This is a genomic window from Candidatus Planktophila limnetica, assembly GCF_002288365.1.
Classification (GTDB): Bacteria; Actinomycetota; Actinomycetes; order Nanopelagicales; family Nanopelagicaceae; genus Planktophila; species Planktophila limnetica.
The window spans coordinates 1-26,481 of sequence record NZ_CP016782.1; the positions used below are offsets into that span (position 1 = coordinate 1).

Here is a 26,481-nt window from a genome sequence, read left to right on the forward strand (position 1 = left end):
ACCCCCTAAAAAGGCTCAACCCGCGGTTTAGGACACAGCCTGTGGATAACCATGTGGATAAGAGCTTTTTAGGGAAAAGGTGTCAAATGGCCGTTATTGAGATTGAACTAACCGATCTCTGGGGCCGTGTTATCGACGTCGTTTCAGCAGATGCGCCACAACACCGCGCATTTCTCTCCCTTACAAAACCACTTGGACTATTACAAAGTGATGGAACAACAAATTTATTAGTTGCAGCTCCTAATGCTTTTGCAAAAGATGTACTTGAGACCCGCCTTCGCGCATTAGTCAGTGAAGTTCTCACTCGCGAGCTCGGTGAAAAAACAAATATTGCAGTCACAATCGATGAAACTTTAGAAGCCACCGATCTTCCTGCGCCAGATGTTGATATTGAAATCGTTCCTGCTCGCGCCGGCACTGGCCGTGAAGATGTTTCAACACAACCTTCTTCTAAAAACGCTGAGTCTTCACAATTAAACCCTCGTTATATTTTTGAAACTTTTGTTATTGGCGCCTCCAATCGTTTTGCTCATGCCGCAGCTGTTGCAGTAGCTGAAGCGCCAGCAAAGGCATACAACCCTCTCTTTATTTATGGTGAGTCAGGCCTTGGAAAAACCCACTTATTACACGCTATTGGGGCTTATGCAAAAGAGCTATATGGACACGTCCGTGTGCGATATGTATCTAGCGAAGAGTTTACGAATGACTTTATTAACTCGATCCGTGATGACAAGGCTTCTGTTTTCCAACGCCGTTATCGCGATCTAGATATTTTGCTTGTCGATGATATTCAATTCTTAGAAAATAAAGAGCGCACCCAGGAAGAGTTCTTCCACACTTTTAACACTTTGTATAACGCTAATAAACAGATCATTATTTCTAGTGACCGTCCGCCAAAGCAATTAACAACTTTGGAAGATCGTCTGCGCTCCCGATTTGAGTGGGGTTTGATTACTGATATTCAACCGCCTGAATTAGAAACTCGTATTGCTATTCTTCGCAAAAAAGCTGCGCAAGATAAATTAAACGCACCTGATGATGTTCTTGAATACATCGCTTCGAAGATTTCAACAAATATTCGTGAGCTAGAAGGCGCACTTATTCGCGTTACCGCATTTGCTAGTTTGAACCGCCAGGGTGTTGACCTTGGTTTGGCTGAAATTGTCTTAAAAGATTTGATTCCAAATGATGCAACCTCTGAAGTAACGGCTGCAACGATCATGGCCCAAACCGCTTCATATTTCAGCCTTACTATCGATGACCTCTGTGGCACTTCTCGTTCCCGAGTATTGGTAAATGCTCGCCAGATCGCGATGTATTTATGCCGCGAACTAACCGAGCTCTCTCTTCCAAAAATTGGTCAGACTTTCGGCGGCCGTGATCACACAACAGTGATGCACGCAGATCGCAAGATTCGCCAATTGATGGCAGAGCGTCGTTCTATCTATAACCAAGTGACAGAGCTGACAAATAGGATTAAGCAACAGGCAAGAGCGTAAAAAGTCCAAATTTTCCTATTTAGGGGTGTTTACCCCCAGTATGGGGAAAACTTGTGGATAACTGTGGAGATCTAACCGATTTCTGTGGATAACCAACAAGTTATTCGAGTAGTGAGTAAAGGAAAGGGGTTGTGTAATGAAGTTAGCGCGCGTTACACACAGCTTCGCCCACAGAAAAAGTGGAGAAGTTCAAGGCTCTGAACAGGGCTTTCACTCTTTACCCACAGATAACGCGCTGGTTACTACTACTACCTTTATATATAAAAATGTCTCCGGAAGAGAACTTACACACAACCAGATGGAAAGAGGTGCGGCGTGAAATTCACCGTCGAACAATCAGCACTCGCAGATGGCGTTAATTGGGTTTCGCGTTCTTTATCCACGCGCCCGATTATGACCGCACTCCTTGGAATAGTTATCGACGCAAGTGGCGATGAAGTATTTCTATCCGGATCAGATTTAGAAACATCGAGCAAAGCTCACTTTGCAGCCGACATTAAAGAAAAAGGAAAAGTATTAGTTCCAGGAAGATTGCTCGCAGAAATCACTCGCTCACTTCCAAACAAACCAATCTCTATTTCTTTAGATGGCTCTCGCGTATTAGTTACATCAGGATCTGCAAAGTTCACACTTCCAACACTCTCGCTCACTGATTATCCAAACCTGCCAGAACTACCAGAGCCAACTGGAGTGATCGCAAGTGACACATTTGCAAACGCTGTTGCGCAAGTTGCAATTGCTGCAGGCCGCGATGATTCACTACCAACACTTACTGGCGTGCACATCGAAGTAAATGAAAACACTGTGACCCTCGCCGCAACAGATCGCTACCGCTTAGCAGTACGCGAAATTCAATGGTCGCCTTCACAACCAGGAGTTTCGACAACTGCGTTACTACGCGCTCGCACAATCGCAGATGCAGCTAAATCATTAGTTGGGACAAAAAACGTTTCTATCTCCCTTGCGCCGAGTGCCAGCAATGATCGCCTCGCTGGTTTTTCCGGAGATGGCAAAACAATGACATCTCGCATGTTAGATGGAACATTTCCTCCGTATCGCCACCTACTTCCTCAAGACATAACAAGTACCGCAGTTATTGAAGTTGCACCATTTTTAGATTCAGTACGCCGCGTTGCACTTGTAACAGATAAAACCGTTCCGTTACGTCTTGAGTTTGCAAACGCGCAACTATCTCTTGAAGCCGGCGCGGGCGAAGATGCACAAGCAACCGAAGTTCTCGATATTTTGCTAACGGGTGAACCAATTTCAATTGCTTTTAACCCAACTTATTTAGCAGATGGCTTACAAGCAGTTGGCACACCATTTGTGCAGATCTCATTTACTGGATCAAGCAAGCCAGCAATTTTGATGGGTAAAACAGAATCCAATTCAGCTGCAATCGAGAACTATCGCTATTTATTAATGCCAATGCGCTACGCCTCATAGGCCGCGCATGCGTATTAAAAAGTTAGAACTTACTAACTTCCGCTCTTATAAAGAGCTATCACTGGAACTTGCTTCAGGCGTCTCTACTTTTATTGGAGATAATGGTTGCGGTAAAACAAATATTGCTGAAGCAATAATCTATTTATCTTTTCTTTCATCCCACCGTGTTTCAAGCAATCAACCACTTATCGCTTTAGGCCACGACCAAGCAATCATTCGATCAGAGATAACACGCGAGGATCGAACACTGCAGGTTGATTTAGAAATTAATTTAAATAAAGCAAACCGTGCGCGCTTAAATCAAAACCCCACCAGAAGCCAACGCGAAATATTAGGTGCTTGCCAAGTTATTTACTTCTCCCCAGAAGACCTAGATCTAGTGAGAGGAGATCCCAATCAGCGCCGTGATTTCCTCGATAAATTACTGATAACTCGCACCCCTCGAATAGCAGGTGTTATTGCAGATTACGAACGAGTTGTTAAACAACGTAACGCTTTACTTAAAACACGATCATCTGCCAACGCCCTTGCGCCATGGAGTGAGCAACTTATTAACTTTGGCGCCCAATTAACAGCAGAACGTATTGCTTTAGTTGAGGCGCTAAACCCATGGGTTGCCAAAAACTATGCCAACCTCAATGAGGTAAAAGCTGCGAGTATTGCTTATAAATCAAGCACAGAAGGCTTAACAACAAATGTAGAAAAAAACGCACAGATTCTCACCGAGCGTTTAGCAGAAGTTTCATACCAAGAGATCGAACGCGGCGTGACTCTCATTGGTCCACATCGCGATGACCTACATTTACAACTAGGAGAGTTTCCTGCAAAAGGATATGCAAGCCACGGTGAATCCTGGTCAATTGCTATTGCCCTACGTATTGGTTCTTTTAACTTATTAAAATCAGAGGGCGCCGAACCAATTCTTATCCTTGATGATATTTTTGCCGAGCTAGACACATCCCGCCGTCAACAATTAACATCTGTGGCACAAATAGCAGAACAAACGATTATTACAGCCGCGGTTGAAAGTGATTTACCTGCAGAGTTGTTAACAGAGAGATATTACGTAACACCTGGTGCGGTTAAGAAAGCGAGAAGCTAATGGCAAAGCGCGATCTCGCAATTGATTTATTTCGCTCATTTAAAACTGGTGTAATTAAGAAAAGAAAAGTTATGGAAGTTCGAAATAACATTGCAACAGATCCACAACTACTCGGTGAAGTGCTGACCAACCTCATTGAAGAGCGAGATTGGAAATCTGGAGTTGCAGAAGGAACGCTTTTTACACAATGGGCAACAATTATTGGCGACGATATTGCACAACACGCATCCCCTGTTTCAATTAATGAAAATGTTTTAACAATTCAAACAACATCGACTGCGTGGGCAACACAATTAACACTTGTGCAAAGTGAAATTTTAAAAACAATTCAAAACAATCCATTTGGCGCAACAATCGAATCAGTTGTCATCATTGGTCCAAACACGCCTTCATGGAAGCGTGGAATCAGATCTACGCGCGATGCCAGAGGCCCCCGCGACACCTACAACTAAAGGTTGACCAATACATTTAAAGCATAACTAGTGGCTCAACCTAGTATCGTCCCTCAACCTGCGGATTTGCGCTCGGCTATACCCACTCCTACGCCTTATTTGCGCTAAACCTACTCGGATTTACCACTAGGATTAGCAGCGTGCTTGTGGGCAATTCCCACCCAGCGGCTTTTAGAGGAGTTTCATGCCAGGCAAAAGCGGTAATTACGACGCTAGCGCAATCACAGTCCTTGAAGGACTTGAGGCTGTCAGAAAACGCCCAGGCATGTACATCGGATCCACCGGTGAGCGCGGATTACACCACTTAGTTTATGAAGTGGTCGATAACTCTGTCGATGAAGCACTGGCCGGTCACTGCGATGAAATCAATGTAACTCTTATGGCAGATGGCAGTGTTCAAGTCATCGACAACGGCCGCGGTATCCCAGTTGATATGCACCCAGTTGAGAAAAAACCAGCTCTTGAAGTTGTTCTTACTGTTTTACACGCAGGTGGAAAGTTCGGCGACAGTGGTTATTCGGTCTCCGGTGGTTTACACGGTGTTGGCATCTCAGTTGTTAACGCACTGAGCTCTGATCTCTCAGTTTTTGTACAACGCGATGGTTTTCATTGGTCACAAAGTTACAAACTCGGTGTGCCAACCGCGCCACTTAAAAAAGGTGAGGCATCAAAGTCATCTGGAACAACAGTTCAGTTCTGGCCATCGGAAGAAATTTTTGAAACAACAGATTTTTCATTTGAAATTTTATCGGCACGTTTTCGCGAAATGGCATTTCTAAATAAAAGCCTCACCATTTCACTTACTGACGCCCGCGCCGGACATGTTGATGAAAAAGGCGAGCAATTACATGTGCGCTATAAGTATGACGGCGGAATTGCAGACTTCGTAAAACACCTTAATTCAACTCGTGGTGAAACACATAAATCAATTATTTACTTTGAAGCCAATGAGAACAAAAACCGTATGTCACTTGAAGTGGCAATGCAGTGGAATGAAGGCTTTTCAGAGTCTGTGTATACCTTTGCAAACACCATCAATACCCATGAGGGTGGAACACACGAAGAAGGTTTTCGCACCGCACTCACATCAATTGTTAATAAGTTTGGCGAAGAACAAGGATTTATCCGTAAGAAAGAAGATCGCCTCACAGGAGATGATGTTCGCGAAGGATTAACAGCAATTGTTTCTCTTAAACTCGGCGAACCACAATTTGAAGGTCAAACAAAGACAAAACTAGGAAACACAGAAGCAAAATCTTTCACACAAAAAGCTGTCAATGAATCTTTATCTGCCTGGTTTGAACAAAACCCTGCAGAAGGAAAAGAAATTGTTCGAAAGAGTATTGATGCCGCTGCGGCGCGCGTTGCAGCGCGTAAAGCACGCGACTTATCTCGTAATCGCAAAGGATTACTTGAAGGCCGCGGAATGCCAGGAAAGCTTGCAGATTGCCAGTGGACAGATCCTGCAAAGTGCGAGCTATACATTGTCGAAGGTGACTCTGCGGGCGGCTCAACAAAAGGTGGACGCGATTCGCGCAACCAAGCAGTTTTACCTATCCGTGGAAAGATTTTAAACGTAGAAAAAGCACGCATTGATCGCGTGCTACAAAACAATGAAGTACAAGCACTTATTACAGCACTTGGCACAGGTGTGCATGATGATTTCGATATTGCAAAACTTCGTTATCACAAAATTATTTTGATGGCAGATGCCGATGTTGATGGACAACACATTCGCACATTGCTACTAACACTTCTTTTTAGATTTATGCGCCCACTCATCGAACAAGGTTTTGTTTATTTAGCACAACCACCTCTATACAAACTTAAGTGGGGCGGCAAAGAACCAGTGCAATACGCATTCTCTGATCGCGAACGAGATGGCTTTATTAAATTAGGAATAGAAGCAGGAAAGCGACTACCAAAAGAAGATGGTATTCAACGCTTTAAAGGTTTAGGTGAAATGCCAGCAAAAGAGTTATGGGACACAACAATGGACCCAGAACATCGTGTGCTTATTCAAGTAACTCTTGAAGACGCAGCAGCAGCCGATGATCTTTTCTCTGTATTAATGGGTGAAAATGTTGAACAACGTCGTGCATTTATTCAACGCAACGCTAAAGACGTTAGGTTCTTAGATATCTAATGGATGACCTAACAAACAAACCAGATTTTGATCGCATTGAAAAAGTCGATCTACAAGTTGAGATGGCGCGTTCATATCTTGACTATGCAATGTCAGTTATCGTCGGTCGAGCACTTCCAGATGTTCGAGATGGATTAAAGCCAGTACACCGTCGCGTTTTGTATGCAATGTATGACGCTGGTTACCGACCAGATAAAGGTTATTACAAATCTTCTCGCATCGTTGGTGACGTTATGGGCAATTACCACCCACATGGTGACACAGCGATTTATGACTCTGTAGTTCGTTTAGCCCAACCATGGTCACTTCGTTATCCACTCGTAGATGGAAACGGAAACTTCGGTTCTCCCGGCAACGATCCAGCTGCTGCAATGCGTTATACAGAAGCGCGTTTAGCCCCACTTGCAATGGAGATGATGCGCGATATCGATGAAGACACAGTTAATTTTTCACCAAACTATGACGGCCGTTCACAAGAGCCAGATGTATTGCCATCTCGTTTACCAAACTTATTAGTCAATGGTTCTGCAGGTATCGCAGTTGGAATGGCTACAAATATTCCACCGCATAACCTTCGTGAAATCTGCGAAGGTGTTATCTACGCCCTTGAAAACCCAGAGCTTGCATCGGATCAATTACTCAAACACTTATTAACAGTTGTTAAAGGTCCAGATTTTCCAACAAAGGCACTCATTGTTGGACGCACCGGAATAGAAGAGGCCTATCGCACAGGTCGCGGTTCAATCATGATGCGCGCAGTTGTATTGGTTGAAGAGATTAATAAGCGCACATGTTTAGTCGTCACAGAACTTCCATATCAAGTCAACCCAGATAACCTTGCGTTAAAAATTGCCGAATTAGTAAAAGATGGAAAGATAAAAGGAATTGCAGATGTTCGAGACGAAGGTAATGAACGTCTAGGTCAACGCCTTGTTATTGTCTTGCAAAACACAGCTATTCCTAAAGTAGTTCTTAATAACCTATACAAACAAACACAATTACAAGACACATTTGGCGCCAACATGTTGGCACTAGTCGATGGCGTTCCACGCACACTACGACTAGATGAATTCATTCGTTACTACATCGAGCACCAGGTAGAAGTAATTGTTCGTCGCACAAAATTTCGCTTGGCAGAAAAAGAAAAACGAGCACATATTTTGCTCGGTTATCTCAAAGCGTTGGATGCACTCGATGCCGTAATTGCCTTGATTCGCGCAAGCACAACACCAGAAGAAGCACGCACCGGGTTGATGAAACTTCTAGATGTCGATGAAATTCAAGCCAACGCAATTTTAGATATGCAGTTGCGTCGCATCGCAGCCCTTGAGCGTCAAAAGATCAATGATGAGTACGACGGTTTAATGAAAGACATTGTCGAACTCAATGCAATCTTAATTAGCCCTGAAAAGCAGCGCGAAATAATCAAAACAGAGCTCTCAGAACTAGTTGCGAAATACGGTGATGAGCGCCGCACGCAAATAGTTGCAAGCGAAGGTGATTTCTCTGCAGAAGATTTAATTCCTGACCAAGATGTAGTTGTCACAATTACACACGGTGGTTACTCAAAGCGCACAGTTGCTGATTTATATAGATCACAACGCCGTGGTGGCCGAGGTGTAAAGGGTGCGGCGCTTAAACAAGACGATGTTGTTGACCACTTCTTTGTCGCGTCCACTCATGACTGGTTGCTCTTTTTCACAAACCAAGGTCGTGTGTATCGCGCAAAAGTTCACGAATTACCAGATGCTGGTCGCGATGCTCGCGGACAACACGTTGCAAACTTGATGGCATTTAAACAAGATGAACAAATTGCACAAGTTCTTTCTCTTAAAGATTATCAAGCTGCCCCGTATTTAGTTCTTGCAACTAAGAGCGGACTCGTTAAGAAAACCCCACTAGTTGAATATGACTCACCTCGCACCGGTGGACTTATTGCAATTTCACTTAAAGGTAGCGATGAAGTTGTTAGCGCATCCCTTGTGAATAAAGGCGATGAACTTTTATTAGTTTCTAAAAAAGGCATGTCACTTCGTTTTACTGCAGATGATGAATCACTACGACCAATGGGTCGTTCCACAAGTGGTGTCATCGGAATGAAATTCCGCGCAGGAGATGAACTACTTGCAATGGCGCGTGTTAATTCACAACTTGAAGGAAACTCATTTGTATTTACTGCAACAGATGGTGGTTATGGAAAGAAAACACCAATTGATGAATATCGCTTACAAGGTCGCGGCGGCATTGGAATTAAAGCGGCAAAAATCGATGAAGATTCACGAGGATCACTTGTTAGCGCACTTGTATTGCAAAATGATGATGAAGTTCTAGCAATCACATCTGCAGGAACAGTGATGCGAACACCTGCTGCAGAAGTACGCCAAACAGGCCGTGATTCAATGGGTGTGCGCCTAGTTAACCTTGATGAGGGCGCACTTCTGCTCTCAGTGACTAAGAACAGCGAGGATGAAATACCCGCTAAAGATGTGTAGAGTTCACCCGAGTTTGGGCTCACAGGAAGTTCGGGGTAACCTTGCGCTTCTGTAATTAGTGAAAAACACTTTTTACGGGCCTATAGCTCAGCCTGGTTAGAGCGCTTCCCTGATAAGGAAGAGGTCGATGGTTCAAGTCCATCTAGGCCCACCCCGCTCTAATACGGGGACCTAGCTCAATTGGTAGAGCACCGCCTTTGCAAGGCGGGGGTTAGGGGTTCGATTCCCCTGGTCTCCACATGACAACTACTGCAACCCTGCACACTTCACTCGGTGACATCGTTATCGAGTTGTTCCCAAATCATGCACCAAAGACAGTTGCAAACTTCGTTGAACTAGCAACTGGTGCACGTGAGTGGACTGACCCACGCACTGGTGCAAAGTCGACTGCAAATCTTTATGACGGAACTATTTTTCACCGCGTCATCGATGGCTTCATGATTCAAGGTGGAGATCCACTTGGTCAAGGAACTGGCGGACCTGGTTATCGCTTCGCAGATGAATTCCATGGCGAATTAACATTTGATCGCCCATACATTCTTGCAATGGCAAATTCAGGACCAGGAACAAATGGTTCACAATTCTTTATTACTGTGGCTCCAACAACATGGCTTAATCGCAAGCACTCAATCTTCGGTGAAGTAAAAGATGCGCCCAGCCAAGCAGTGGTCGATGTAATCGCAAAAGCAAAGACTGGCGCACAAGATAAGCCTTCTACACCGATCACAATTAATAGCGTCACAGTTAAGTAATACATGGCTTCATTGAAGCGCTCGGCAACAACAACACTTATTACAGTTATCGCTGCTGCATATCTCTATGATCTTGTAGTCGGCGGTCTTACAAATACTTTCGCTCTCCCCAGTATTGATTATTTAATGGCATCAGGGCAGTGGTATCGATTACTTACAGTCGCACTTGTCCATGGCGGAATCTTTCACTTAGCTTTTAATTTATATGCACTGATGGCACTTGGAAATCCAGTAGAACAAGCCTTTGGCAAAACAAAGTTCCTAGTTATTTTCTTTGTATCCCTTATCAGCGGATCCTTGCTCTCCACATACCTAGCAGCACCTAATCAATATTCAGTGGGAGTATCCGGCGCCGTCTTTGGTCTCTTCGGCGCATTTGCAGTTCTCAGCAAAAAATATGGCCTTGAAATTAAAAGCATTGCAGTAATTGTTGGCATTAACTTTGCGATGGGATTTGTTATTGGCGGCGTTGATTGGCGCGCACATTTAGGTGGACTTATCGGTGGCTCAATTACCACCGCAGCCCTGCTTTCACAGCGCCGTTAGTTATCCACAGGAGTTATCCACCGTGTGGATTGAATTACACGCGTGTAATTAGCGCCATTTAGTGGCGAGAGTAAAGCCAAATCCAATAAAGCTAAATCCGATAACCATGTTCCATGAGCCGATGCCTGGGATTGGATAACTTGTCTGAGTTATATAAAAAACAACGATCCAGAACAGACCTACTAGAAATGCTGCAACCATGACTGGTGCGAGCCATCTAGGGCTCTCAGCAGGAGCTGGTGTGTGATCGACAACGTCTTGCTCGTGGGCGTGCGCCTTTTGAACCTTCTTGCGGAGTTTTGATTTTGGCATAAGGCGAGGTTACACCGAAACCTTCATAATTGGCACATGGCTACCAAGATCCTCGTCATAGATAACTACGACTCCTTTGTCTTTAACCTGGTGCAATATTTAGGCCAACTCGGGGCCGAGTGCACAGTGGTGCGCAATGACGAAGTCAAGGCCAATGAAGCCAGCAAGTATGACGGCGTTCTTATTTCTCCAGGACCGGGCACTCCAGAAAAAGCTGGCGTCAGCATCGAGATGATTAATTACTGCGCAGAAAAAAAGATTCCACTCTTTGGTGTCTGCCTTGGTCACCAAGCAATTGGTGTTGCATTTGGCGCAACCGTTTCTCGTGCTCCTGAATTACTACACGGAAAAACTTCGCAAGTAATTCACGAAGGTGTTGGAGTATTAAATAACTTACCTTCACCATTTACTGCAACTCGTTATCACTCACTTGCTGTTGAGCCAGCAACCATTGGCGATCACTTAGAAATTACAGGCCGCACTGATTCTGGTGTTGTGATGTCGATGCGCCATAAGACACTACCGATTGAAGGCGTTCAATTTCACCCAGAGTCTGTGCTGACAGAGCACGGCCATAAATTACTTGCCAACTGGCTCACGCAGTGCGGGGATACAAACGCACAAAGCAAAGCTGTTGGACTTACTCCAGTAATAAGCGCGTAGTTACGGCGCTGTGTTAATCGTAATTGTTACAGGTTGACCAATAGTTTGTGTACTTCCAGCATCAGGTGCTTGTCTAATAACAACACCGATTGGTTGAGCTGCATCAAAAGCTGTTACTTCGCGAACTAAGAACCCGGCTTGCACTAACAAAGTCTTTGCTTGGATTGCATCAATTCCAATGAGCGCGGGAACTTCAACTTGTCCGCTAGCAATTTGTAATACAACTCCGCTTCCGGCAGAAATTGTGGAACCTGGCTCAGGTGAAACTTTCAAAACTGTTCCTTGTTCGCGATCAGAGGGCACCGTTTGAGTGGAAGCAATAACTAAACCAACTGCTGCCAATGAACTGCGCGCATCAATGAGAGATAGGCCAACTAAGTCAGTTGGAACAATTGCATCTCCTGGCCCATCTGAAATTGTGAGAATCACACCAGAGCCTTTTGCAGCGCGCGTTGTTGCTAGTGGAAATTGGCTAGCAACTCGATCTTTCGGTATTCGTGAATCGTGGGCGCGCGCAATTGTGACTGTGTAATCAGTTAAAAGTGCTTGGGCAGCTATTTGTGAAAGACCAACAACGTTTGGAATGCCATCAACACCAACAGATGAATCAGGCCGCGATAGGAAAACTCCGCCTGTTGCAACGGCAAGTGCTAAAACTAAAGCAAGGGCAGAGGTAAGAAACGTGCGGCGAGAAATCTTTGTCCGTGCAATCTTTGTTGTTACCGCTTGGCCCGTGCGCACTCGATGGAGATCATCAAACATTAATCCTGCAGATTGATAACGATCCTGTGGTTTCTTAGCAAGAGCCACGGCGAGTAAGACATCAATGTCACCAGCTAGCGTTGGCTGAATAGATGATGGCTTTGGTAATTCACCTGAAACATGTTGGTAGGCAATAGAAACAGGTGTGTCTCCAGTAAAAGGTGGGCGACCTGTGAGAACTTCAAATAACAAACAACCAGTTGAATAAATATCGCTGCGAGCATCTGCAGTCTCACCCATTGCTTGTTCAGGTGAGAGGTATTGCGCAGTGCCAACAATGTTCCACGTGCTTGTCAGAGTCGCACCAAAATCATCCATCGCACGCGCGATTCCAAAGTCCATCACCTTTACATCGCCCATTTCGGTAATCATGATGTTGGCAGGCTTGATATCTCGGTGAACAATTCCGCGTTCGTGTGAATATTCAAGGGCGGCAAGTATTCCTTCGCCAATTTCCAGTGCGCGATCTAATGGAATTCTCTCTCCACGATGAATTAATTCGCGAAGTGTGTGACCAGAGATTAACTCCATAACAATGTATGGCGCTGGATCTTCACCAGAGTCATAGACGGCAACAATTCCAGGATGATTTAAACCGGCAGCAGCAAATGCTTCTTTTCTAAAGCGCGAAACAAAGGATGGATCTTTAGCAAGATCGCTACGCAAAATCTTCACAGCAACTTGTCTAGCAAGTCTTTCATCTTGGGCAATATAAACATCGGCCATACCGCCGGTCCCGATCATTTCGCCAACTGTGTAGCGCCCACCAAGTAGTGTCATTGGGCAGCTCCTAATAATTGAACTGCATGCTTCTCTTCTTCAATAACATCTGCAACGACAACAGTGACGTTATCGGGGGCGCCATTGACATAGGTCGCTTCAACGAGAGCAACAACAGCCTCATCACGGTTAGATTTTTTCAACAAAGATTTAATTTCCTTCTCAGTTAAAACACTCGATAAGCCATCGCTACATAGTAGAAAACGATCCTTAGAATTTACTTCGTAAACCATGAGAACTGGCGCAACAGAACCTTCTCCCATGAGAACCTGAGTCAACATAGAGCGTTGTGGATGATCATGGGCTTCTGACATCGAAATCGTGCCTGAATCTAAAAGCTCTTGCAAGACAGTGTGATCATGGGTTAATTGCTCAAAAGTATTTCCACGAAGGCGATAGCAACGAGAATCACCAACGTGTAAAAGTGCCACACGCCCATCTCGAATTAAAAGGGCAGTCAACGTCGTGCCCATTCCGCGCAATTCGATTTCATCGCTGGCAACGCGGGCGATTTCTCCATCGATGGTGTGTAAAGAATTGAGCAACAAATCTTCAATGGAATCAGTATCAATATCTGGCGCGGTTAAAACAGGAACCATGCCAGCAAGAGTTGTGATTGCGATGCGGGATGCAACTTCACCGCCAGCATGTCCACCCATTCCATCGGCAACTGCCAATAGAGAAGAACCTGTGATTGCTGAATCTTCATTACCGCTGCGCGCTAAACCAATTGCAGTGCGCGCAGAAACAGCGAAGTAGCTCTTACTCATGCCGCCTAGCCTAATGGTTGGATTCGGCAATAATAAGGAGATGAAGTTCTACGCACACAGAGGTGCATCGGCAGATTTTCCCGAACACACAATGGCTGCCTACCGCGGGGCGATAGAACAAGGTGCACTCGGTTTCGAATGCGACATTCGCATCACTAAAGATGAAACCCCAATCCTGTGGCATGACGCAAGCATGAAAAAACAAGCCAATAACGCGGCAATTATTGCGAACAAAACATATGAAGAGATCAAGCAGATTTATCCAGAGGTAATGACGCTAAACCAACTATTTGATTTAGCTATTGAACATAAAAAATCTTTAGCGCTAGAAACCAAGCACCCTGTTCCAACAGGAAACAGAGTCGAAGAGATAGTAATTGCCGAATTACACAAAAGAAAAGAGGAGATAGCAAAATCTGGAATAGATATTGCGATTATGTCTTTTTCTTGGTTTTCAATTGAAAAAATTAAAAAAATAGATCCATCGATAAAGACCGTTATGTTGCTTCATGAATCCAACGCGCGAATCGCTCGTCGATTCACATCAGCACAAGGGATCGGACCAAGTGTTGAAATGATTAAGAAATCTCCAGAATTAGCCAAAGAAATTAAAAATTCAGGCAAAGAGTTATATGTGTGGACCGTGGATTCAACGCAGGATCTGCAGTATTGCGCAAGCGTTGGCGTAGATATTGTGATGACTAATCGCCCGGCGCATGCACGCTCTGTGCTCGGCTATTCTTAGCCAGTGAGTACATATGCATACCTTGGTCCAGTAGGTACCTTCACTGAGGCTGCACTCAAGAAAATTACATCAGCATCGGATTCACTTATTCCGTATTCAAACGTGACCGCAGCGCTCATGGCTGTGCGCGAAGGTAAAGCAGATTTCGCACTCGTTCCAATTGAAAACTCTGTTGAAGGCGTCGTTGCACGCACACTCGATGAATTAGCTACAGGTGATCCACTGGTAATTGCGGGCGAAGTTACATTACCTGTTTCTTTTTCTTTGATGGCAAAGCCCGGAACACAAAAGATTAATCGCATTGCAACCCACCCACACGCAGAATCACAATGTCGAGCATTTATCGCAAAGAATTATCCAAACGCAGAAATCATCCCAACGGCGTCAACGGCTGCAGCTGCAGAAGCTATTTCTCGTGGTGAATTCGATGCGGCCATTGCAGCTGAAGTTGCTGCAGCACATTACGGCCTAGAAGTCATCGCAAAAAATATTGGCGATAACAATGGCGCTGTAACTCGATTTGTTTTGGTTTCAAAACCAGGTGCGCTATCGGCGCCAACAGGTCGCGACCGCACATCTTTAGCGTTGTATATCGACATCGATCACGCAGGAGCACTTCTAGAAATTCTCACCGAATTCGCTAAGCGTGATGTAAACCTAACTTTCATTCAAAGTCGTCCAACTGGGCGAGTATTAGGTGATTACCACTTTATTATTGATGCCGAAGGTCACGTCAATGATCCATCAGTGTCGCAAGCACTAGAAGGACTCCGTGAAATTTGTGACGAGATTAGATTCCTAGGTTCTTATCCACGAGAGAGCAGTGCGAAATGATTGACATAAAGTTTATTCGTGAAAACCCAGATGCAGTTCGTGCATCACAAAAAGGTCGCGGCGAAGACACATCAATCGTTGATCAATTACTCGCACTCGATGAGACTCGTCGCGCTGCAATTAATGAATTTGAAGCGTTGCGCGCAGAACAAAACACATTATCTAAATCTGTTGGCGCTGCAAAAGGTGAAGAAAAAGCGGCCCTGCTAGAGAATTCAAAAGCATTAGCAAATAAAGTAAAAATTGCAGACACCAAGCGCGCAGAGATTGAAGAGCAAACAAATGCAGTTGCAAAGCAATTATCAAATCTTTTAGATCCAGATGCTCCAATAGGTGGGGAAGCAGACTTTGTTGTCATCGAACACGTTGGTACACCACGCGATTTTACAAAAGATGGGTTCCAACCAAAAGATCATGTTGAGCTCGGAAAACTATTAGGCGCAATTGATACAGAGCGCGGAGCAAAAGTCGCCGGTTCACGTTCTTATTACTTAACTGGTACCGGCGCACTTCTTGAATTTGCTTTAGTTAATTACGCAATCGCATCTGCCACTAAAGCAGGATTTATTCCGGTTATTCCACCAGTACTTGTAAATCCTGCCGCAATGGAAGGCACTGGGTTTCTAGGACAAGCCGCTGAAAATGTTTATCACTTAGAGCGCGATGAAGTGTATTTGGTAGGAACAAGTGAAGTTCCATTAGCTGCGATGCATATGGATGAAATTTTGCCAGCAGATAAGTTGCCACTTCGTTATGCAGGGTATTCAACATGTTTCCGCCGCGAAGCAGGAACGTATGGAAAAGATACTCGCGGAATCATTCGCGTTCACCAATTTGATAAAGTTGAAATGTTTTCCTTCTGCAAACCAGAAGATGCCAAGGAAGAGCACAAACGTTTGTTGCAATGGGAGAAAGACTTCCTTAACGCAATGGAGATACCCTTCCGCGTTATTGATGTGGCATCAGGAGATCTTGGCTCTAGCGCTAATCGCAAATTTGATATTGAAGCGTGGATACCTACTCAGGATGCATATCGCGAGGTAACTAGTACATCTAATTGCACAGAGTTCCAGGCGCGCAGATTAAATATTCGTTACAAAGATAACGATGGCACAAAAGCAATTGCGACCCTTAATGGCACACTCGTTGCAATTCCACGCATGATTGTTGCGATCCTTGAAAATCACCAAAACGCAGATGGAAGTGTCAATGTTCCAAAAGCACTGCAACCATTCTTGGGCACATCACGATTTGAGCTTGTGTGAGTTTTCGCCCCAAATTAATTGCTTCAGATTTAGACGGAACAATCGTTGCTCACTACGGGGAAGTAACTGAAAGAACCATTCACGCATTTCGCACAGCCCACGAGATGGGTATTGAAATATTCTTTGTAACAGGTCGACCACCACGTTGGATGCCAGAAATTAAAGAAGCGTTTGGTATCGGAAAAGCAATCTGCGGAAATGGTGCACAGCTATTTGATTTACAAAGCCAAAAAGTTCTCGAAGAGTGGCTCATCCCAGTAGATGCACAAATCGAAACAGTGAAACGATTGCGCAAAGCAATTCCACAGATTTCATTTGCATCTGAGGCTCACAATTATTTCCATCGCGAAAAGAAATATGTGCCGCGTTGGGATGTTGGTTTAGATAACGTCGGTGTAGATGACATAACAGAAATTATGACTTCTCCATCCCTTAAATTATTAGCTCGTTGTTCTGAGCAGGAACTCTCTTCTGATGAAATGCTTGCGATCGCTACAAAAGAATTAAAAGATCTCGTAACTGTTACGCATTCAAATCCACATGATTCACTCTTAGAAATTTCAGCAATCGGTGTTTCAAAGGGCGCAACACTTGCAAAAATGGCAGAACGTTTAGGAATTAGTGCAGAAGATTGTGTTTCATTTGGCGATAACCCAAATGACATTTCAATGCTCGAATGGTGCGGGCGATCATATGCAATGGCTGATGGACACCCAGATGCCCATAAGGCTGCTAAATCAATTGCAGAACCGCACACAAATGATGGAGTCGCAATGATTATTGAGGAGTTATTGAAACTTCCTGCTCGTTAATTAGCGTTAAATATTGGTCAATTTTAAGTGATGGCCTTCTTCAGGTAGATTACGCGACGGAGGGCTCGCATAGCGGCCGAGTGCACCGGTCTTGAAAACCGGCAGGTGAAAGCCTCGTGGGTTCAAATCCCACGCCCTCCGCTCTTTTTGTTGATGGCATTAATTTTCGAGCATTTGTGGCTGACTTCATACCTATTTATACGTACTTCAACCTAGCAACTTAACAACAGTCGGAGCACACTTACCCCTATAAAAGTTCCAAACTTTTAACACCAAAGGGGCTGTAGATGTCAGGAGTTTTCTCGCCAACGCGAGCAAAGATCAAAGAGCGCACACTGCGCACTGATAAATGGTGGCTCCAACCTGCAATTACATTTGGTGTTTTATTTAGTTTTGTAATTTATGCAACATTTCGTGCATTCGAAAACAAATATTATTTTGCAGAACCACTTGTTTCACCTTTTTATTCTCCTTGCCTTTCAACAAGTTGCATCGAAGGCTCATCACTTCTAGGCCAACCTTTTAATAATGAATACTTCGGAATCGGAATTTCACCAGCGCTATTTATTTTGATCTTCCCACTCGGATTCCGTATGACTTGTTATTACTATCGCAAGGCGTATTACCGTGCATTTTGGATGTCACCACCTGCTTGCGCAGTTGCAGAACCACACACTAAATACACAGGCGAAACTCGCGCACCATTAATTTTGCAAAATGGTCACCGCTGGTTCTTCTACTTCGGTTTGATTTTTAATGTGTTGCTTACATATGACGCAATTCTTGCTTTTAGAGATGCAGAAAAGCATTGGGGCCACATGAGCGTTGGAACGCTTGTGCTGTTACTTAACGCAACTCTTCTCTGGTTGTACTCAATGTCATGTCACACATGTCGTCACACACTCGGCGGACGCTTAAAACACTTCTCTAAACACCCAGTGCGTTACAAGTTGTGGTCATGGGTTTCAGTTCTCAATCACAAGCACCCAACATTTGCATGGATCTCACTCTTCGGAGTTGCATTCGCAGATATATATGTACGAAACGTCGCATCCGGCGCCTGGACAAACTTCTATTTCTTCTAAGTGAGAGCAGCTAAATAAATGACAAACCTCGAACGCCACTCATATGACGTAGTTGTCATTGGCGCGGGCGGCGCCGGTCTTCGTGCTGCGGTAGAAGCACGTGAAGCTGGTTTGCGCGTTGCAATTATTTGCAAATCTCTCTTTGGAAAAGCTCACACCGTTATGGCAGAAGGTGGCGCTGCTGCTTCTATGGGAAATGTAAACGATAAAGACAATTGGCAGGTTCACTTTCGCGACACAATGCGCGGTGGAAAATTCCTTAACCATTACAAAATGGCTGAATTACACGCCAAAGAAGCACCAGATCGCATTTGGGAACTAGAACAATGGGGCGCACTCTTTGATCGCACCTCAGAAGGAAAAATTAGTCAACGTAACTTTGGCGGACATGAATATCCACGTCTTGCGCACGTGGGAGATCGCACAGGTCTAGAACTTATTCGCACAATGCAACAACGCATCGTTGCGCTGCAACAAAAAGATGGTAAGACATATCAATCAATGGAGAGCCACCTAAAAGTATTTGCAGAACTAACAGTTACTGAAATTTTAAAAGAAGATGGAAAAATTGCAGGTGTCTACGGATACTGGCGCGAAAGTGGTGCCGAAGTTTTATTTGAAGCCCCTACAGTAATTATTGCAACTGGTGGTGTTGGAAAGACATTTAAAATTACATCTAACTCCTGGGAGGGCACAGGAGATGGTCACGCACTTGCACTTAAAGCAGGAGCAAACCTTGTTGATATGGAGTTCTTACAATTTCACCCAACAGGCATGGTCTGGCCACCATCTGTTCGCGGAATTTTAGTTACTGAATCTGTTCGTGGTGAAGGCGGAGTTCTAACCAACACCAACGGTGAACGCTTTATGTTTAAGTACATTCCAGATGTATTTAAAGATAAGTATGCCGATAATGAAGAAGAAGCCGATCGTTGGTATGCGGATCAAGATAACAACCGCCGTCCACCAGAGTTATTGCCACGCGATGAAGTTGCTCGCGCAATTAACACTGAAGTTAAAGCAGGACGCGGCACAGAGCACGGTGGAGTATTCCTCGATGTTTCAAAGCGCCTCACTGCAGAAGTAATTAAGAAGCGCTTGCCATCTATGTGGCACCAGTTCTATGAATTAGCTGGAGTGGACATTACAAAAGAGGCAATGGAAGTTGGTCCAACGTGTCACTACGTAATGGGCGGTGTTGAAGTAGAAGCAGATACTGCAGCAGCAGTGGGTGTTCCTGGTTTATTTGCAGCAGGTGAAGTTGCTGGCGGAATGCACGGTTCCAATCGCCTTGGTGGCAATTCACTTTCTGACTTACTTGTATTTGGTCGTCGCGCAGGTATGGGCGCCGCGGAGTATGTAAAGAGTGCAAAACCTGTTGCAGTAAGTGAGGCAGCAATAAAAGCTGCAGCAGAGCGCATTCAAGCGCCATTTAATCGCAGTGGTGGCGAGAACTCTTATTCATTACACGCCGAACTTCAGGAAATTACACATAACCTTGTTGGAATTATTCGCACAGGCTCTGAACTCACAGAGGCAATTACAAAAATTGCAGAGATTAGAAAACGCAGTGCAAATGTTTCAGTCGCCGGCGATCGTAAATTTAATCCTGGCTTCCACCTTGCCTTCGATCTAGACAATATGTTGCTAGTTGCTGAGAGCACAGCAAAGTCTGCAATCTCTCGTGAAGAGTCTCGCGGTGGTCACACACGAGATGACTTCCCACAACTAGATAACAAGTGGCGCCAGATAAATCACATTGCATCCTTTGACGGCAAAGAAGTAAGCGTTCGCAAACAAGCACTTCCAGCTATTCCTAAAGAACTCTTTGACCTCTTTGATATTCATGAATTAGAGAAGTACATGACACCGGATGAAATCGCGAAAGGCGGTGCACGCTAATGGCACGCAAACTAAAGATGCGCATCTGGCGCGGAGATGCAGATAACGGCGGACTTCAAGATGTCACAGTCGAAGCCAATGAAGGCGAAGTAGTCCTTGATGTAATTCACCGTGTCCAAGCAACACAGATGGGCGATCTCGCTGTGCGCTGGAATTGCAAAGCTGGCAAGTGCGGTTCATGTTCCATGGAAATTAATGGAAAGCCACGTCTTGCGTGTATGACACAAGTTGCTTCATACGGTGATGAAGAAACAATTACTGTCACACCACTTCGTGCATTTCCCGTCATTAAAGATTTAGTAACAGATGTTTCTTTTAATTATAAAAAGGCTATGGAAATTCCATCCTATGAACCACCTGCAAATCTCAAGCCAGGTGAGGCACGTATGGAGCAGATAGATGTTGAGCGCAGTCAAGAGTTCCGCAAATGCATCGAATGTTTCCTATGCCAAGACACATGTCACGTCATCCGCGACCACGAAGAGAACAAAAAATCTTTCGCTGGTCCACGCTTCTTTATCCGTATCGCAGAACTAGATATGCATCCACTGGATATGTTGAAAAATCGTAAACAAAAAGCTCAAGAAGAGCACGGTCTTGGAATGTGTAACATCACGAAGTGCTGTACTGAAGTGTGCCCAGAGCACATCCGAATCACAGATAACGCAATCATTCCGATGAAAGAGCGCGTAGTAGATGTTAAATACGATCCAGTTCGTTGGCTGGGCACAAAAATACGTAAGCGCGAGGGTATCGTTTAATACATGAACCAAATCGTCAACGTGCGATCAATTTCATTGGTCTCACTTGGCGGAGTACTCGGTTCGCTCCTTCGTTACACAATCGGTGAGTTATTCACTTCTTCGCGCACATCAACTCTGATTGCCAATCTATTAGGTGTTGCAATTGCAACCTTCTTACTTGTTCTAATGCAGCGCCGCGGCAGCACAGACCAACGCCACTTTTGGTTGCCAGGATTTTGTGCAGGTTTGACAACATTTTCTGCAGTGGCGTTATTAACACTGCAACCAAGTGATGGCGGCACGATGTATCTAAGCGCCAGCGTTATTGCGAGTTTGGCAATAATCGCGATAGTGATGCCAATAGCACGCAAAGTAATTCCGGCGCGCTCATGAGATTGGCTTACGTAATTCTTGGAGCCGCAATAGGCGCACCAGCGCGCTTTGTTATCGATCAGTACTTACGCAAGTTTGCAAATGCTCCATGGGGAACATTTGCCGTAAACGTGGCTGGCTCATTTGTTATTGGTCTGACATGGGGCGCAACACAAAACACTGTCGCCCTTGTTGCAATTGGTTTTGCCGGTGCGTTTACAACGTGGTCAACATTTATGTTAGATATCTACTTGGCAATCGAACTCAAAAAATATAGGTCAGCTGCAGTAAATTACATCGGATCATTGCTTGTTGGATTACTTGCTGCAGCTATTGCTATGAATCTAGTTGCGTAAAGAGAGCATCCACTTTTCTATTTCATCTGGGTGGCGCGGTAAATTCTGACTTAAATTACGGCAACCATCAGCTGTCACAACAACATCATCTTCAATACGGATTCCGATACCTCGATATTCAGGTGCAAACATCTCATCATCTGGCTGGATATAAAGGCCTGGCTCTACGGTTAAAACCATTCCTTCTTTAAGTGTTCCAAGAATGTAATCCTCATCGCGCGCTTTATCGCAATCGTGCACATCCATACCGAGCATGTGGCTTACACCGTGCAGAGTCCAGCGGCGATGCAGACCATTTTCTGGCAACAAGGATTCCTCTGGTGACATAGGCAGGACGCCCATATCTGACAGCCCCTTTGCAAGAACTGCTTGGCATGCAGCATTGATTGATTTAAATGTTGCACCAGGTTTTACTGCTGCAAAACCTGCAAGCTGTGCTTCATAAACCAACATATATAAAGCGCGTTGTGCGGGAGAAAACTTTCCAGAGATCGGCAATGTGCGAGTGATATCTGCTGTGTAATACGAATCCATTTCAATGCCAGCATCTATAAGTATTAGTTCACCAGGTCGGACTTCTCCGTCATTTTGAATCCAATGCAAAATGCACGCATGCGAACCAGATGCCGCGATGGTTTCATACCCCAAATCATTTCCAGCAATACGCGCACGACCAAAGAATGCTGCTTCCACAACACGTTCTCCGCGCGCAGTACTAACCGCGGCAGGCAATGAACGAATGACATCTGCAAAACCTTTTGCAGTTTCATCACAAGCGCGTTGTAACTCAGAGATCTCGTACTCATCTTTGATTAATCGAGCAGCCGATGTGTATGCAACAAAGTCTTTTTCTTGTGGATGCAGCGCAATGTTTTTATCAATCATTGGATCTTCGCCGCGAATTGTTAGCGCAGCGGCACCATCTTTTAAGAGTGCTTCAAGATCATCAACTCTGCGAGTTTCGATTTGGTAGCGAGCACGGGCTTCATTTAATGTGAAACGTCGGCCGACCCATAATTCGCCAAAACGTCGGTCGGTATAAAAAGCGTGCGTATCGCGAGTAGAGCGCGGATGAATATATAAAAATGTTTCGTGGCCAGTTTCCGTTGGTTCTAGAACAAGTACAGCATCTGCACTGGCTTCAACACCTTGTACACCAGAGTAATAAGCGAATGCAGAGTGTGGTCTAAATCTGTAATCAGTATCGTTGCTGCGAACTTTAAATCCGCCAGCTGGCAAAACTAAACGAATACCTGGATATTGCGCAGATAAAGTTGTGCGACGCAAAAACGCAGAAGTAACAGCAGGGCCTGCAACGACATCATCTAAATCAGATGGCACCCAACCCTCAGACATAAATTTGGCATAAGCAGGAGAAGGAGTGTTATCGCGCGCAGCCTTAACAGGCTCTGCAGCAGGTGAATTCACTTCTTTTTGATCCATATATGAAGTCTAAAGCGAATCGCTTTGTACCGCGACCTTCTTCTTACCTGTAAACTTTGCCTGTACAAGGAGACGTCGCATAGCCCGGTCGAGTGCGCCTCACTGCTAACGAGGTAAGGTGTAAAAGCCTTCGGAGGTTCAAATCCTCTCGTCTCCGCAGATAATTAAGTGAAGGAGTCCACGCGTGCCAACGTTTAAGGTCGCAATCGTTGGCGCAGGACCTGCTGGTTATTTCGCAGCGCAAGCGCTACAAAACGCACAGAGTGATGACAAAACATTTGCAATCGACATGATTGAACGCTTACCCACTCCGTGGGGTTTGGTACGAAGCGGTGTTGCACCAGATCATCCAAAGATTAAAACTGTGTCCAAAGTATTTGAAAAGATTGCAACAGCCGGAAACTTTCGTTTATTCGGAAACGTTGAATTAGGTACTGATGTGCAACTCAGTGACTTACAAAAGAAGTATGACGCAGTGATTATTGCAACTGGTACTTCTCTGGGGCGAAAACTTGGTATCCCTGGCGAAGAGTTAAAAGGATATTTATCTGCGGCCGACTTTGTGCCTTGGTATAACGCACATCCTGATTACACAGATGTTGATGTGCCACTAGATACGGACACAGCAATTGTTATTGGCGCAGGAAATGTTGCAATGGATGTTGCGCGCATGTTAGCCCTTGACCCAACAGAGCTAGATCCAACAGATACTGCAAACTATGCAATCGCTGCATTTAAGAAAAGTGGCATTCGCAAGGTTTATATCTGCGCTCGCCGCGGCGCAGAACACGCAGCATTTACATCTCCTGAACTTCGTGATCTACCAAAGTTAGAACACACAAATGTAATTATTAGTAAAAGCGATATCGATGCAGCAATTACTGCAGCCGGTGATGCTCCAGAGAAAGATGTGAAGAACAACTTAGATGCCATGCTGGCAATTGCTGAACATGAAAAAACAAGCCATGTGCGCACAATGGAGTTCTTATTTCACCACGTGCCAACAGAGATCAAGGGTGCTGGTCAGGTTCAAGAAGTTGTCTTTAAAACTCCAACGGGTGAAAAAGTTATTAAGTGCGGCCTTGTTATCAGCGCTATTGGCTATGAAGCACAGCCCATGACAGGCATTGCCTATGAAAAGGGCAAAGTACTAAATACAGATGGCCGCGTGAAAGACAATCTCTATGTAGTTGGCTGGGCTAAGCGCGGACCATCAGGTGTTATCGGCACAAACAAAAGCGATGCCGCTGGTGTAATTGAATTAATCATTTCTAACTTAACAACACCAAAGAACTCTGGTGACATCAATGATCTTATTGGCGCGCACAAAGTCATCACACAAACTCATTGGGAAGTGATTAATGCCGCTGAAGTCGCAAGCGGTGAACCACTCGGAAAGCCTCGCGTGAAGGTTGCAGATAAAGAAGAGCTACTACGTTTGGGCGGCTTTTAAAGTTATTTAGCTAGCGCTTCAAAAACCACAGCCACAACAGTTGCACCAGCATCTTCATTGCCTTGTGCGCGTTCGCCAATCCATCCGGCTCGGCCATGCTTTGGCGCCATTGCAGCTGTCGCAGTTGCTCCTGCGCGCGCTGCAATACCTGCAGCATTTAATCCTGCTTGTAAATCTGTTGCGCTATTTAAGGCAACGGATGCGGGATGTAGCGCATCCAATAATGTGCGCTCACCGAGTGCTGCTTTTCCACGTGCTGCAATTCCGTCATAGGCAGCAGTCACAGAGATCTGTGTATTTTTCAAAGCATCGCCATCTGTAACAGCAGCTGATGCTCGAATAAATCCTGTTGCAAACAAAGTTCCAAATGTTGAGGGTGCAAACTTTGCAATTTCGCGACCAATTAACATCAGATCTGCTTTGAGGTCACCAGTTGCACCGGCGGCGCCAGAGCGAAGACCCTTTGCAATATTGCCAGCAGTAATTCCTAGATCACCATCGCCAGCGACAGAATCTAACTCCTCAAATTTCTTTGAGTTATTTTCAAGCGCCGTTGCTACCGTTTCGATGGCGTCAGTAAATGCACTCATGCCTGAGTAAAGAATGGTGTGTGCACAGGAGTATTTATGTAGTTGAGCAATTCATCATCCACACGGATAACACTGATAGATGCACCAGCCATTTCCAGAGATGTAGCGAATTCGCCAACGTAGGCGCGGGCAACGTCAACGCCGTAACCCTTAAGAGTTTTCTTGGCGTGACGGAACATGATGTAGAGCTCCTCCGGTGGGGTAGCACCAAGGCTGTTCATCAGCACACAGACTTTGTCGCCGCTCTTTAGATCAAGGTCATTTTTAATTGCAGTCAACAACTCTTCTGTAATTTGATCTGCACTTTCTAGCGCGCTCTTGCGAATTCCAGGTTCGCCATGGATACCCATACCGATTTCCATTTCACCTGCTTTAACTTCAAATGTTGGATGACCAACTGCAGGAAGTGTTACAGGACTTAAGGCAACGCCCATTGTGCGAGTCTGCGCAGAAGCTTTTTTAGTAACGGCTACAACTTCATCGAGTGATAAACCTTTTGCGGCCGCTGCTCCAGCAACTTTGTATAGAAAGAAAATTCCAGCAATTCCGCGACGTCGCGCTTCTTCACCCTTTGGTGCAGATGCAACATCGTCTGCGCCAACTACAGTTTCAACGCGAATTCCTTCTGCTGCTGCAAGCTCTGCTGCAAAATCAAAGTTAAAAACATCTCCGCCGTAGTTTCCATAAATATAAAGAACACCGGCACCAGAGTTTGATTGTTTAGTTACTGCAAGCATCTGTTCTGCAGTCGGACTTTGGAAAACATCGCCCACTGCAACGCCATCGAGCATGCCTTTTCCAACGTAACCAAGAAAGAGTGGAAGATGGCCAGAGCCACCCCCTGTTGTAATCCCTACCTTGCCGGCAACTGGTGCATCGGCTCGGACCAGGGCGTGGTTGTCTCCATCGACTGCCTTAAGCTGGGTTGGATAGGCCTCGAGGATGCCCTCTAACATCTCGTTAACGAACTCTGTTGGCACATTTAGGATCTTTTGCATGACGTAAGCCTATCTCCCTGGGAATTAACCTTTTATAACAGCATTGTTACAAAAAGTTATCTTGTTATAACGCAACTCTTGACCAATTTTGTTAAAACAGAATATATTCGTCCTTACCTACGGGGTCAACCTGTCCCGATCCCCTGCAGAGGTAACACAAA

The 26,481-nt window shown here is 45.0% G+C and carries 25 protein-coding genes and 4 tRNA genes; 23 read left to right on the forward strand and 6 right to left on the reverse strand.

Translation table 11 applies throughout. From position 1 onward, the window contains the following. Nucleotides 1–86 precede the first annotated feature (86 nt). The 10 genes from dnaA to PHILAsVB114_RS00055 all read left to right on the forward strand — a co-directional run bounded on the left by dnaA (nt 87) and on the right by PHILAsVB114_RS00055 (nt 10,435). On the forward strand, nt 87–1,499 hold the full coding sequence (dnaA, locus tag PHILAsVB114_RS00005; protein ID WP_095697381.1) for a chromosomal replication initiator protein DnaA: 1,413 nt from the start codon (nt 87–89) through the stop codon (nt 1,497–1,499). A 315-nt stretch (nt 1,500–1,814) separates the two neighbouring features. Then, a complete protein-coding gene (dnaN, locus tag PHILAsVB114_RS00015) occupies nt 1,815–2,945 on the forward strand; it encodes a DNA polymerase III subunit beta (protein ID WP_095697383.1) in 1,131 nt (376 codons plus the stop codon). Between the two features lie 7 nt (nt 2,946–2,952). Beyond that, nucleotides 2,953–4,047: a DNA replication/repair protein RecF gene (gene recF / locus PHILAsVB114_RS00020; RefSeq protein ID WP_095697384.1), complete on the forward strand. Its 1,095-nt coding sequence runs from the start codon at nt 2,953–2,955 to the stop codon at nt 4,045–4,047. Further along, nucleotides 4,047–4,499 carry a DciA family protein gene (locus PHILAsVB114_RS00025; RefSeq protein ID WP_095697385.1) on the forward strand — a complete coding sequence of 151 codons (453 nt, stop codon included), beginning with the start codon at nt 4,047–4,049 and terminating at the stop codon, nt 4,497–4,499. Before recF ends, PHILAsVB114_RS00025 begins: the two co-directional genes overlap by 1 nt. A 184-nt stretch (nt 4,500–4,683) precedes the next feature. Next, complete coding sequence (gene gyrB, locus PHILAsVB114_RS00030; protein WP_095697386.1) at nt 4,684–6,645, forward strand: DNA topoisomerase (ATP-hydrolyzing) subunit B; 1,962 nt, start codon at nt 4,684–4,686, stop codon at nt 6,643–6,645. After that, entirely contained in the window at nt 6,645–9,137 is a 2,493-nt protein-coding gene (gene gyrA / locus PHILAsVB114_RS00035) for a DNA gyrase subunit A (RefSeq protein ID WP_095697387.1), read from the forward strand. The genes gyrB and gyrA overlap by 1 nt, the downstream gene beginning before the upstream one ends. A gap of 76 nt (nt 9,138–9,213) precedes the next feature. Then, a tRNA-Ile gene (locus PHILAsVB114_RS00040) sits at nt 9,214–9,288 on the forward strand. 14 nt (nt 9,289–9,302) lie between these two features. Next, nucleotides 9,303–9,375 (forward strand) — tRNA-Ala (locus tag PHILAsVB114_RS00045). A gap of 1 nt (nt 9,376) precedes the next feature. After that, nucleotides 9,377–9,889 carry a peptidylprolyl isomerase gene (locus PHILAsVB114_RS00050; protein ID WP_095697388.1) on the forward strand — a complete coding sequence of 171 codons (513 nt, stop codon included), beginning with the start codon at nt 9,377–9,379 and terminating at the stop codon, nt 9,887–9,889. Between the two features lie 3 nt (nt 9,890–9,892). Next, entirely contained in the window at nt 9,893–10,435 is a 543-nt protein-coding gene (locus tag PHILAsVB114_RS00055; RefSeq protein WP_095697389.1) for a rhomboid family intramembrane serine protease, read from the forward strand. A gap of 48 nt (nt 10,436–10,483) precedes the next feature. Here PHILAsVB114_RS00055 and PHILAsVB114_RS00060 read toward each other — a convergent pair whose 3' ends face one another. Next, nucleotides 10,484–10,747 (reverse strand): cell division protein CrgA, encoded by a 264-nt coding sequence (locus PHILAsVB114_RS00060; RefSeq protein WP_095697390.1) that lies wholly within the window; start codon nt 10,745–10,747, stop codon nt 10,484–10,486. A gap of 36 nt (nt 10,748–10,783) precedes the next feature. On the opposite strand from PHILAsVB114_RS00060, the gene PHILAsVB114_RS00065 reads away from it, so the two are divergent. Continuing rightward, complete coding sequence (locus PHILAsVB114_RS00065) at nt 10,784–11,410, forward strand: aminodeoxychorismate/anthranilate synthase component II (protein WP_095697391.1); 627 nt, start codon at nt 10,784–10,786, stop codon at nt 11,408–11,410. On the opposite strand, the gene PHILAsVB114_RS00070 is transcribed toward PHILAsVB114_RS00065, so the two are convergent. Beyond that, complete coding sequence (locus PHILAsVB114_RS00070) at nt 11,411–12,952, reverse strand: protein kinase domain-containing protein (RefSeq protein WP_095697392.1); 1,542 nt, start codon at nt 12,950–12,952, stop codon at nt 11,411–11,413. It lies immediately after the preceding gene. After that, on the reverse strand, nt 12,949–13,722 hold the full coding sequence (locus PHILAsVB114_RS00075) for a PP2C family protein-serine/threonine phosphatase (protein WP_095697393.1): 774 nt from the start codon (nt 13,720–13,722) through the stop codon (nt 12,949–12,951). The genes PHILAsVB114_RS00070 and PHILAsVB114_RS00075 overlap by 4 nt, the downstream gene beginning before the upstream one ends. Between PHILAsVB114_RS00075 and PHILAsVB114_RS00080 the strand changes: the two genes are divergently transcribed. The 10 genes from PHILAsVB114_RS00080 to PHILAsVB114_RS00125 all read left to right on the forward strand — a co-directional run bounded on the left by PHILAsVB114_RS00080 (nt 13,721) and on the right by PHILAsVB114_RS00125 (nt 21,836). Further along, entirely contained in the window at nt 13,721–14,467 is a 747-nt protein-coding gene (locus PHILAsVB114_RS00080; protein ID WP_204246799.1) for a glycerophosphodiester phosphodiesterase, read from the forward strand. The genes PHILAsVB114_RS00075 and PHILAsVB114_RS00080 overlap by 2 nt on opposite strands. A gap of 3 nt (nt 14,468–14,470) precedes the next feature. Continuing rightward, nucleotides 14,471–15,301 (forward strand): prephenate dehydratase, encoded by an 831-nt coding sequence (gene pheA / locus PHILAsVB114_RS00085; protein ID WP_095697394.1) that lies wholly within the window; start codon nt 14,471–14,473, stop codon nt 15,299–15,301. Then, nucleotides 15,298–16,566, forward strand: a complete 1,269-nt coding sequence (gene serS, locus PHILAsVB114_RS00090; RefSeq protein ID WP_095697395.1) for a serine--tRNA ligase — start codon at nt 15,298–15,300, stop codon at nt 16,564–16,566. The genes pheA and serS overlap by 4 nt, the downstream gene beginning before the upstream one ends. Beyond that, on the forward strand, nt 16,563–17,378 hold the full coding sequence (locus PHILAsVB114_RS00095; RefSeq protein WP_095697396.1) for an HAD family hydrolase: 816 nt from the start codon (nt 16,563–16,565) through the stop codon (nt 17,376–17,378). The genes serS and PHILAsVB114_RS00095 overlap by 4 nt, the downstream gene beginning before the upstream one ends. 58 nt (nt 17,379–17,436) lie before the next feature. Continuing rightward, a tRNA-Ser gene (locus tag PHILAsVB114_RS00100) sits at nt 17,437–17,519 on the forward strand. Between the two features lie 146 nt (nt 17,520–17,665). Then, nucleotides 17,666–18,463 (forward strand): succinate dehydrogenase subunit SdhC, encoded by a 798-nt coding sequence (locus tag PHILAsVB114_RS00105; protein WP_095697397.1) that lies wholly within the window; start codon nt 17,666–17,668, stop codon nt 18,461–18,463. Nucleotides 18,464–18,481: 18 nt separating this feature from the next. Continuing rightward, nucleotides 18,482–20,365, forward strand: coding sequence for a fumarate reductase/succinate dehydrogenase flavoprotein subunit (locus tag PHILAsVB114_RS00110; RefSeq protein WP_095697398.1), 1,884 nt, complete (start codon nt 18,482–18,484; stop codon nt 20,363–20,365). After that, a complete protein-coding gene (locus tag PHILAsVB114_RS00115) occupies nt 20,365–21,126 on the forward strand; it encodes a succinate dehydrogenase/fumarate reductase iron-sulfur subunit (protein ID WP_095697399.1) in 762 nt (253 codons plus the stop codon). Before PHILAsVB114_RS00110 ends, PHILAsVB114_RS00115 begins: the two co-directional genes overlap by 1 nt. 3 nt (nt 21,127–21,129) lie before the next feature. Beyond that, on the forward strand, nt 21,130–21,501 hold the full coding sequence (locus tag PHILAsVB114_RS00120; protein WP_095697400.1) for a fluoride efflux transporter FluC: 372 nt from the start codon (nt 21,130–21,132) through the stop codon (nt 21,499–21,501). Continuing rightward, nucleotides 21,498–21,836 carry a fluoride efflux transporter FluC gene (locus PHILAsVB114_RS00125; protein WP_095697401.1) on the forward strand — a complete coding sequence of 113 codons (339 nt, stop codon included), beginning with the start codon at nt 21,498–21,500 and terminating at the stop codon, nt 21,834–21,836. Before PHILAsVB114_RS00120 ends, PHILAsVB114_RS00125 begins: the two co-directional genes overlap by 4 nt. On the opposite strand, the gene PHILAsVB114_RS00130 is transcribed toward PHILAsVB114_RS00125, so the two are convergent. Continuing rightward, on the reverse strand, nt 21,825–23,279 hold the full coding sequence (locus PHILAsVB114_RS00130; protein ID WP_095697402.1) for an aminopeptidase P family protein: 1,455 nt from the start codon (nt 23,277–23,279) through the stop codon (nt 21,825–21,827). The genes PHILAsVB114_RS00125 and PHILAsVB114_RS00130 overlap by 12 nt on opposite strands. Nucleotides 23,280–23,347: 68 nt before the next feature. On the opposite strand from PHILAsVB114_RS00130, the gene PHILAsVB114_RS00135 reads away from it, so the two are divergent. Both PHILAsVB114_RS00135 and PHILAsVB114_RS00140 read left to right on the forward strand, forming a co-directional pair. Continuing rightward, nucleotides 23,348–23,436 (forward strand) — tRNA-Ser (locus PHILAsVB114_RS00135). 27 nt (nt 23,437–23,463) lie between these two features. After that, the gene (locus PHILAsVB114_RS00140; protein WP_095697403.1) at nt 23,464–24,732 is read left to right on the forward strand and encodes an FAD-dependent oxidoreductase; all 1,269 of its coding nucleotides are present in this window, start codon (nt 23,464–23,466) and stop codon (nt 24,730–24,732) included. A 2-nt stretch (nt 24,733–24,734) separates the two neighbouring features. Here the strand turns inward: PHILAsVB114_RS00140 and PHILAsVB114_RS00145 are convergent, their stop codons facing one another. Both PHILAsVB114_RS00145 and PHILAsVB114_RS00150 read right to left on the reverse strand, forming a co-directional pair. Next, on the reverse strand, nt 24,735–25,322 hold the full coding sequence (locus PHILAsVB114_RS00145; protein ID WP_095697404.1) for a DAK2 domain-containing protein: 588 nt from the start codon (nt 25,320–25,322) through the stop codon (nt 24,735–24,737). Beyond that, nucleotides 25,319–26,320: a dihydroxyacetone kinase subunit DhaK gene (locus tag PHILAsVB114_RS00150; protein WP_095697405.1), complete on the reverse strand. Its 1,002-nt coding sequence runs from the start codon at nt 26,318–26,320 to the stop codon at nt 25,319–25,321. Before PHILAsVB114_RS00150 ends, PHILAsVB114_RS00145 begins: the two co-directional genes overlap by 4 nt. Nucleotides 26,321–26,481 lie beyond the last annotated feature (161 nt).

What these genes read in the sequence shown, in the direction of transcription:
- dnaA (WP_095697381.1), top strand. Translation starts at nt 87, where the DNA reads ATGGCCGTTATTGAGATTGAACTAACCGATCTCTGGGGCCGTGTTATC.
- recF (WP_095697384.1), top strand. Translation starts at nt 2,953, where the DNA reads ATGCGTATTAAAAAGTTAGAACTTACTAACTTCCGCTCTTATAAAGAG.
- PHILAsVB114_RS00025 (WP_095697385.1), top strand. Translation starts at nt 4,047, where the DNA reads ATGGCAAAGCGCGATCTCGCAATTGATTTATTTCGCTCATTTAAAACT.
- gyrB (WP_095697386.1), top strand. Translation starts at nt 4,684, where the DNA reads ATGCCAGGCAAAAGCGGTAATTACGACGCTAGCGCAATCACAGTCCTT.
- gyrA (WP_095697387.1), top strand. Translation starts at nt 6,645, where the DNA reads ATGGATGACCTAACAAACAAACCAGATTTTGATCGCATTGAAAAAGTC.
- PHILAsVB114_RS00050 (WP_095697388.1), top strand. Translation starts at nt 9,377, where the DNA reads ATGACAACTACTGCAACCCTGCACACTTCACTCGGTGACATCGTTATC.
- PHILAsVB114_RS00055 (WP_095697389.1), top strand. Translation starts at nt 9,893, where the DNA reads ATGGCTTCATTGAAGCGCTCGGCAACAACAACACTTATTACAGTTATC.
- PHILAsVB114_RS00060 (WP_095697390.1), bottom strand. Translation starts at nt 10,747, where the DNA reads ATGCCAAAATCAAAACTCCGCAAGAAGGTTCAAAAGGCGCACGCCCAC.
- PHILAsVB114_RS00065 (WP_095697391.1), top strand. Translation starts at nt 10,784, where the DNA reads ATGGCTACCAAGATCCTCGTCATAGATAACTACGACTCCTTTGTCTTT.
- PHILAsVB114_RS00070 (WP_095697392.1), bottom strand. Translation starts at nt 12,952, where the DNA reads ATGACACTACTTGGTGGGCGCTACACAGTTGGCGAAATGATCGGGACC.
- PHILAsVB114_RS00080 (WP_204246799.1), top strand. Translation starts at nt 13,721, where the DNA reads ATGCCGCCTAGCCTAATGGTTGGATTCGGCAATAATAAGGAGATGAAG.
- PHILAsVB114_RS00075 (WP_095697393.1), bottom strand. Translation starts at nt 13,722, where the DNA reads ATGAGTAAGAGCTACTTCGCTGTTTCTGCGCGCACTGCAATTGGTTTA.
- serS (WP_095697395.1), top strand. Translation starts at nt 15,298, where the DNA reads ATGATTGACATAAAGTTTATTCGTGAAAACCCAGATGCAGTTCGTGCA.
- PHILAsVB114_RS00105 (WP_095697397.1), top strand. Translation starts at nt 17,666, where the DNA reads ATGTCAGGAGTTTTCTCGCCAACGCGAGCAAAGATCAAAGAGCGCACA.
- PHILAsVB114_RS00110 (WP_095697398.1), top strand. Translation starts at nt 18,482, where the DNA reads ATGACAAACCTCGAACGCCACTCATATGACGTAGTTGTCATTGGCGCG.
- PHILAsVB114_RS00115 (WP_095697399.1), top strand. Translation starts at nt 20,365, where the DNA reads ATGGCACGCAAACTAAAGATGCGCATCTGGCGCGGAGATGCAGATAAC.
- PHILAsVB114_RS00120 (WP_095697400.1), top strand. Translation starts at nt 21,130, where the DNA reads ATGAACCAAATCGTCAACGTGCGATCAATTTCATTGGTCTCACTTGGC.
- PHILAsVB114_RS00125 (WP_095697401.1), top strand. Translation starts at nt 21,498, where the DNA reads ATGAGATTGGCTTACGTAATTCTTGGAGCCGCAATAGGCGCACCAGCG.
- PHILAsVB114_RS00130 (WP_095697402.1), bottom strand. Translation starts at nt 23,279, where the DNA reads ATGGATCAAAAAGAAGTGAATTCACCTGCTGCAGAGCCTGTTAAGGCT.
- PHILAsVB114_RS00145 (WP_095697404.1), bottom strand. Translation starts at nt 25,322, where the DNA reads ATGAGTGCATTTACTGACGCCATCGAAACGGTAGCAACGGCGCTTGAA.
- PHILAsVB114_RS00150 (WP_095697405.1), bottom strand. Translation starts at nt 26,320, where the DNA reads ATGCAAAAGATCCTAAATGTGCCAACAGAGTTCGTTAACGAGATGTTA.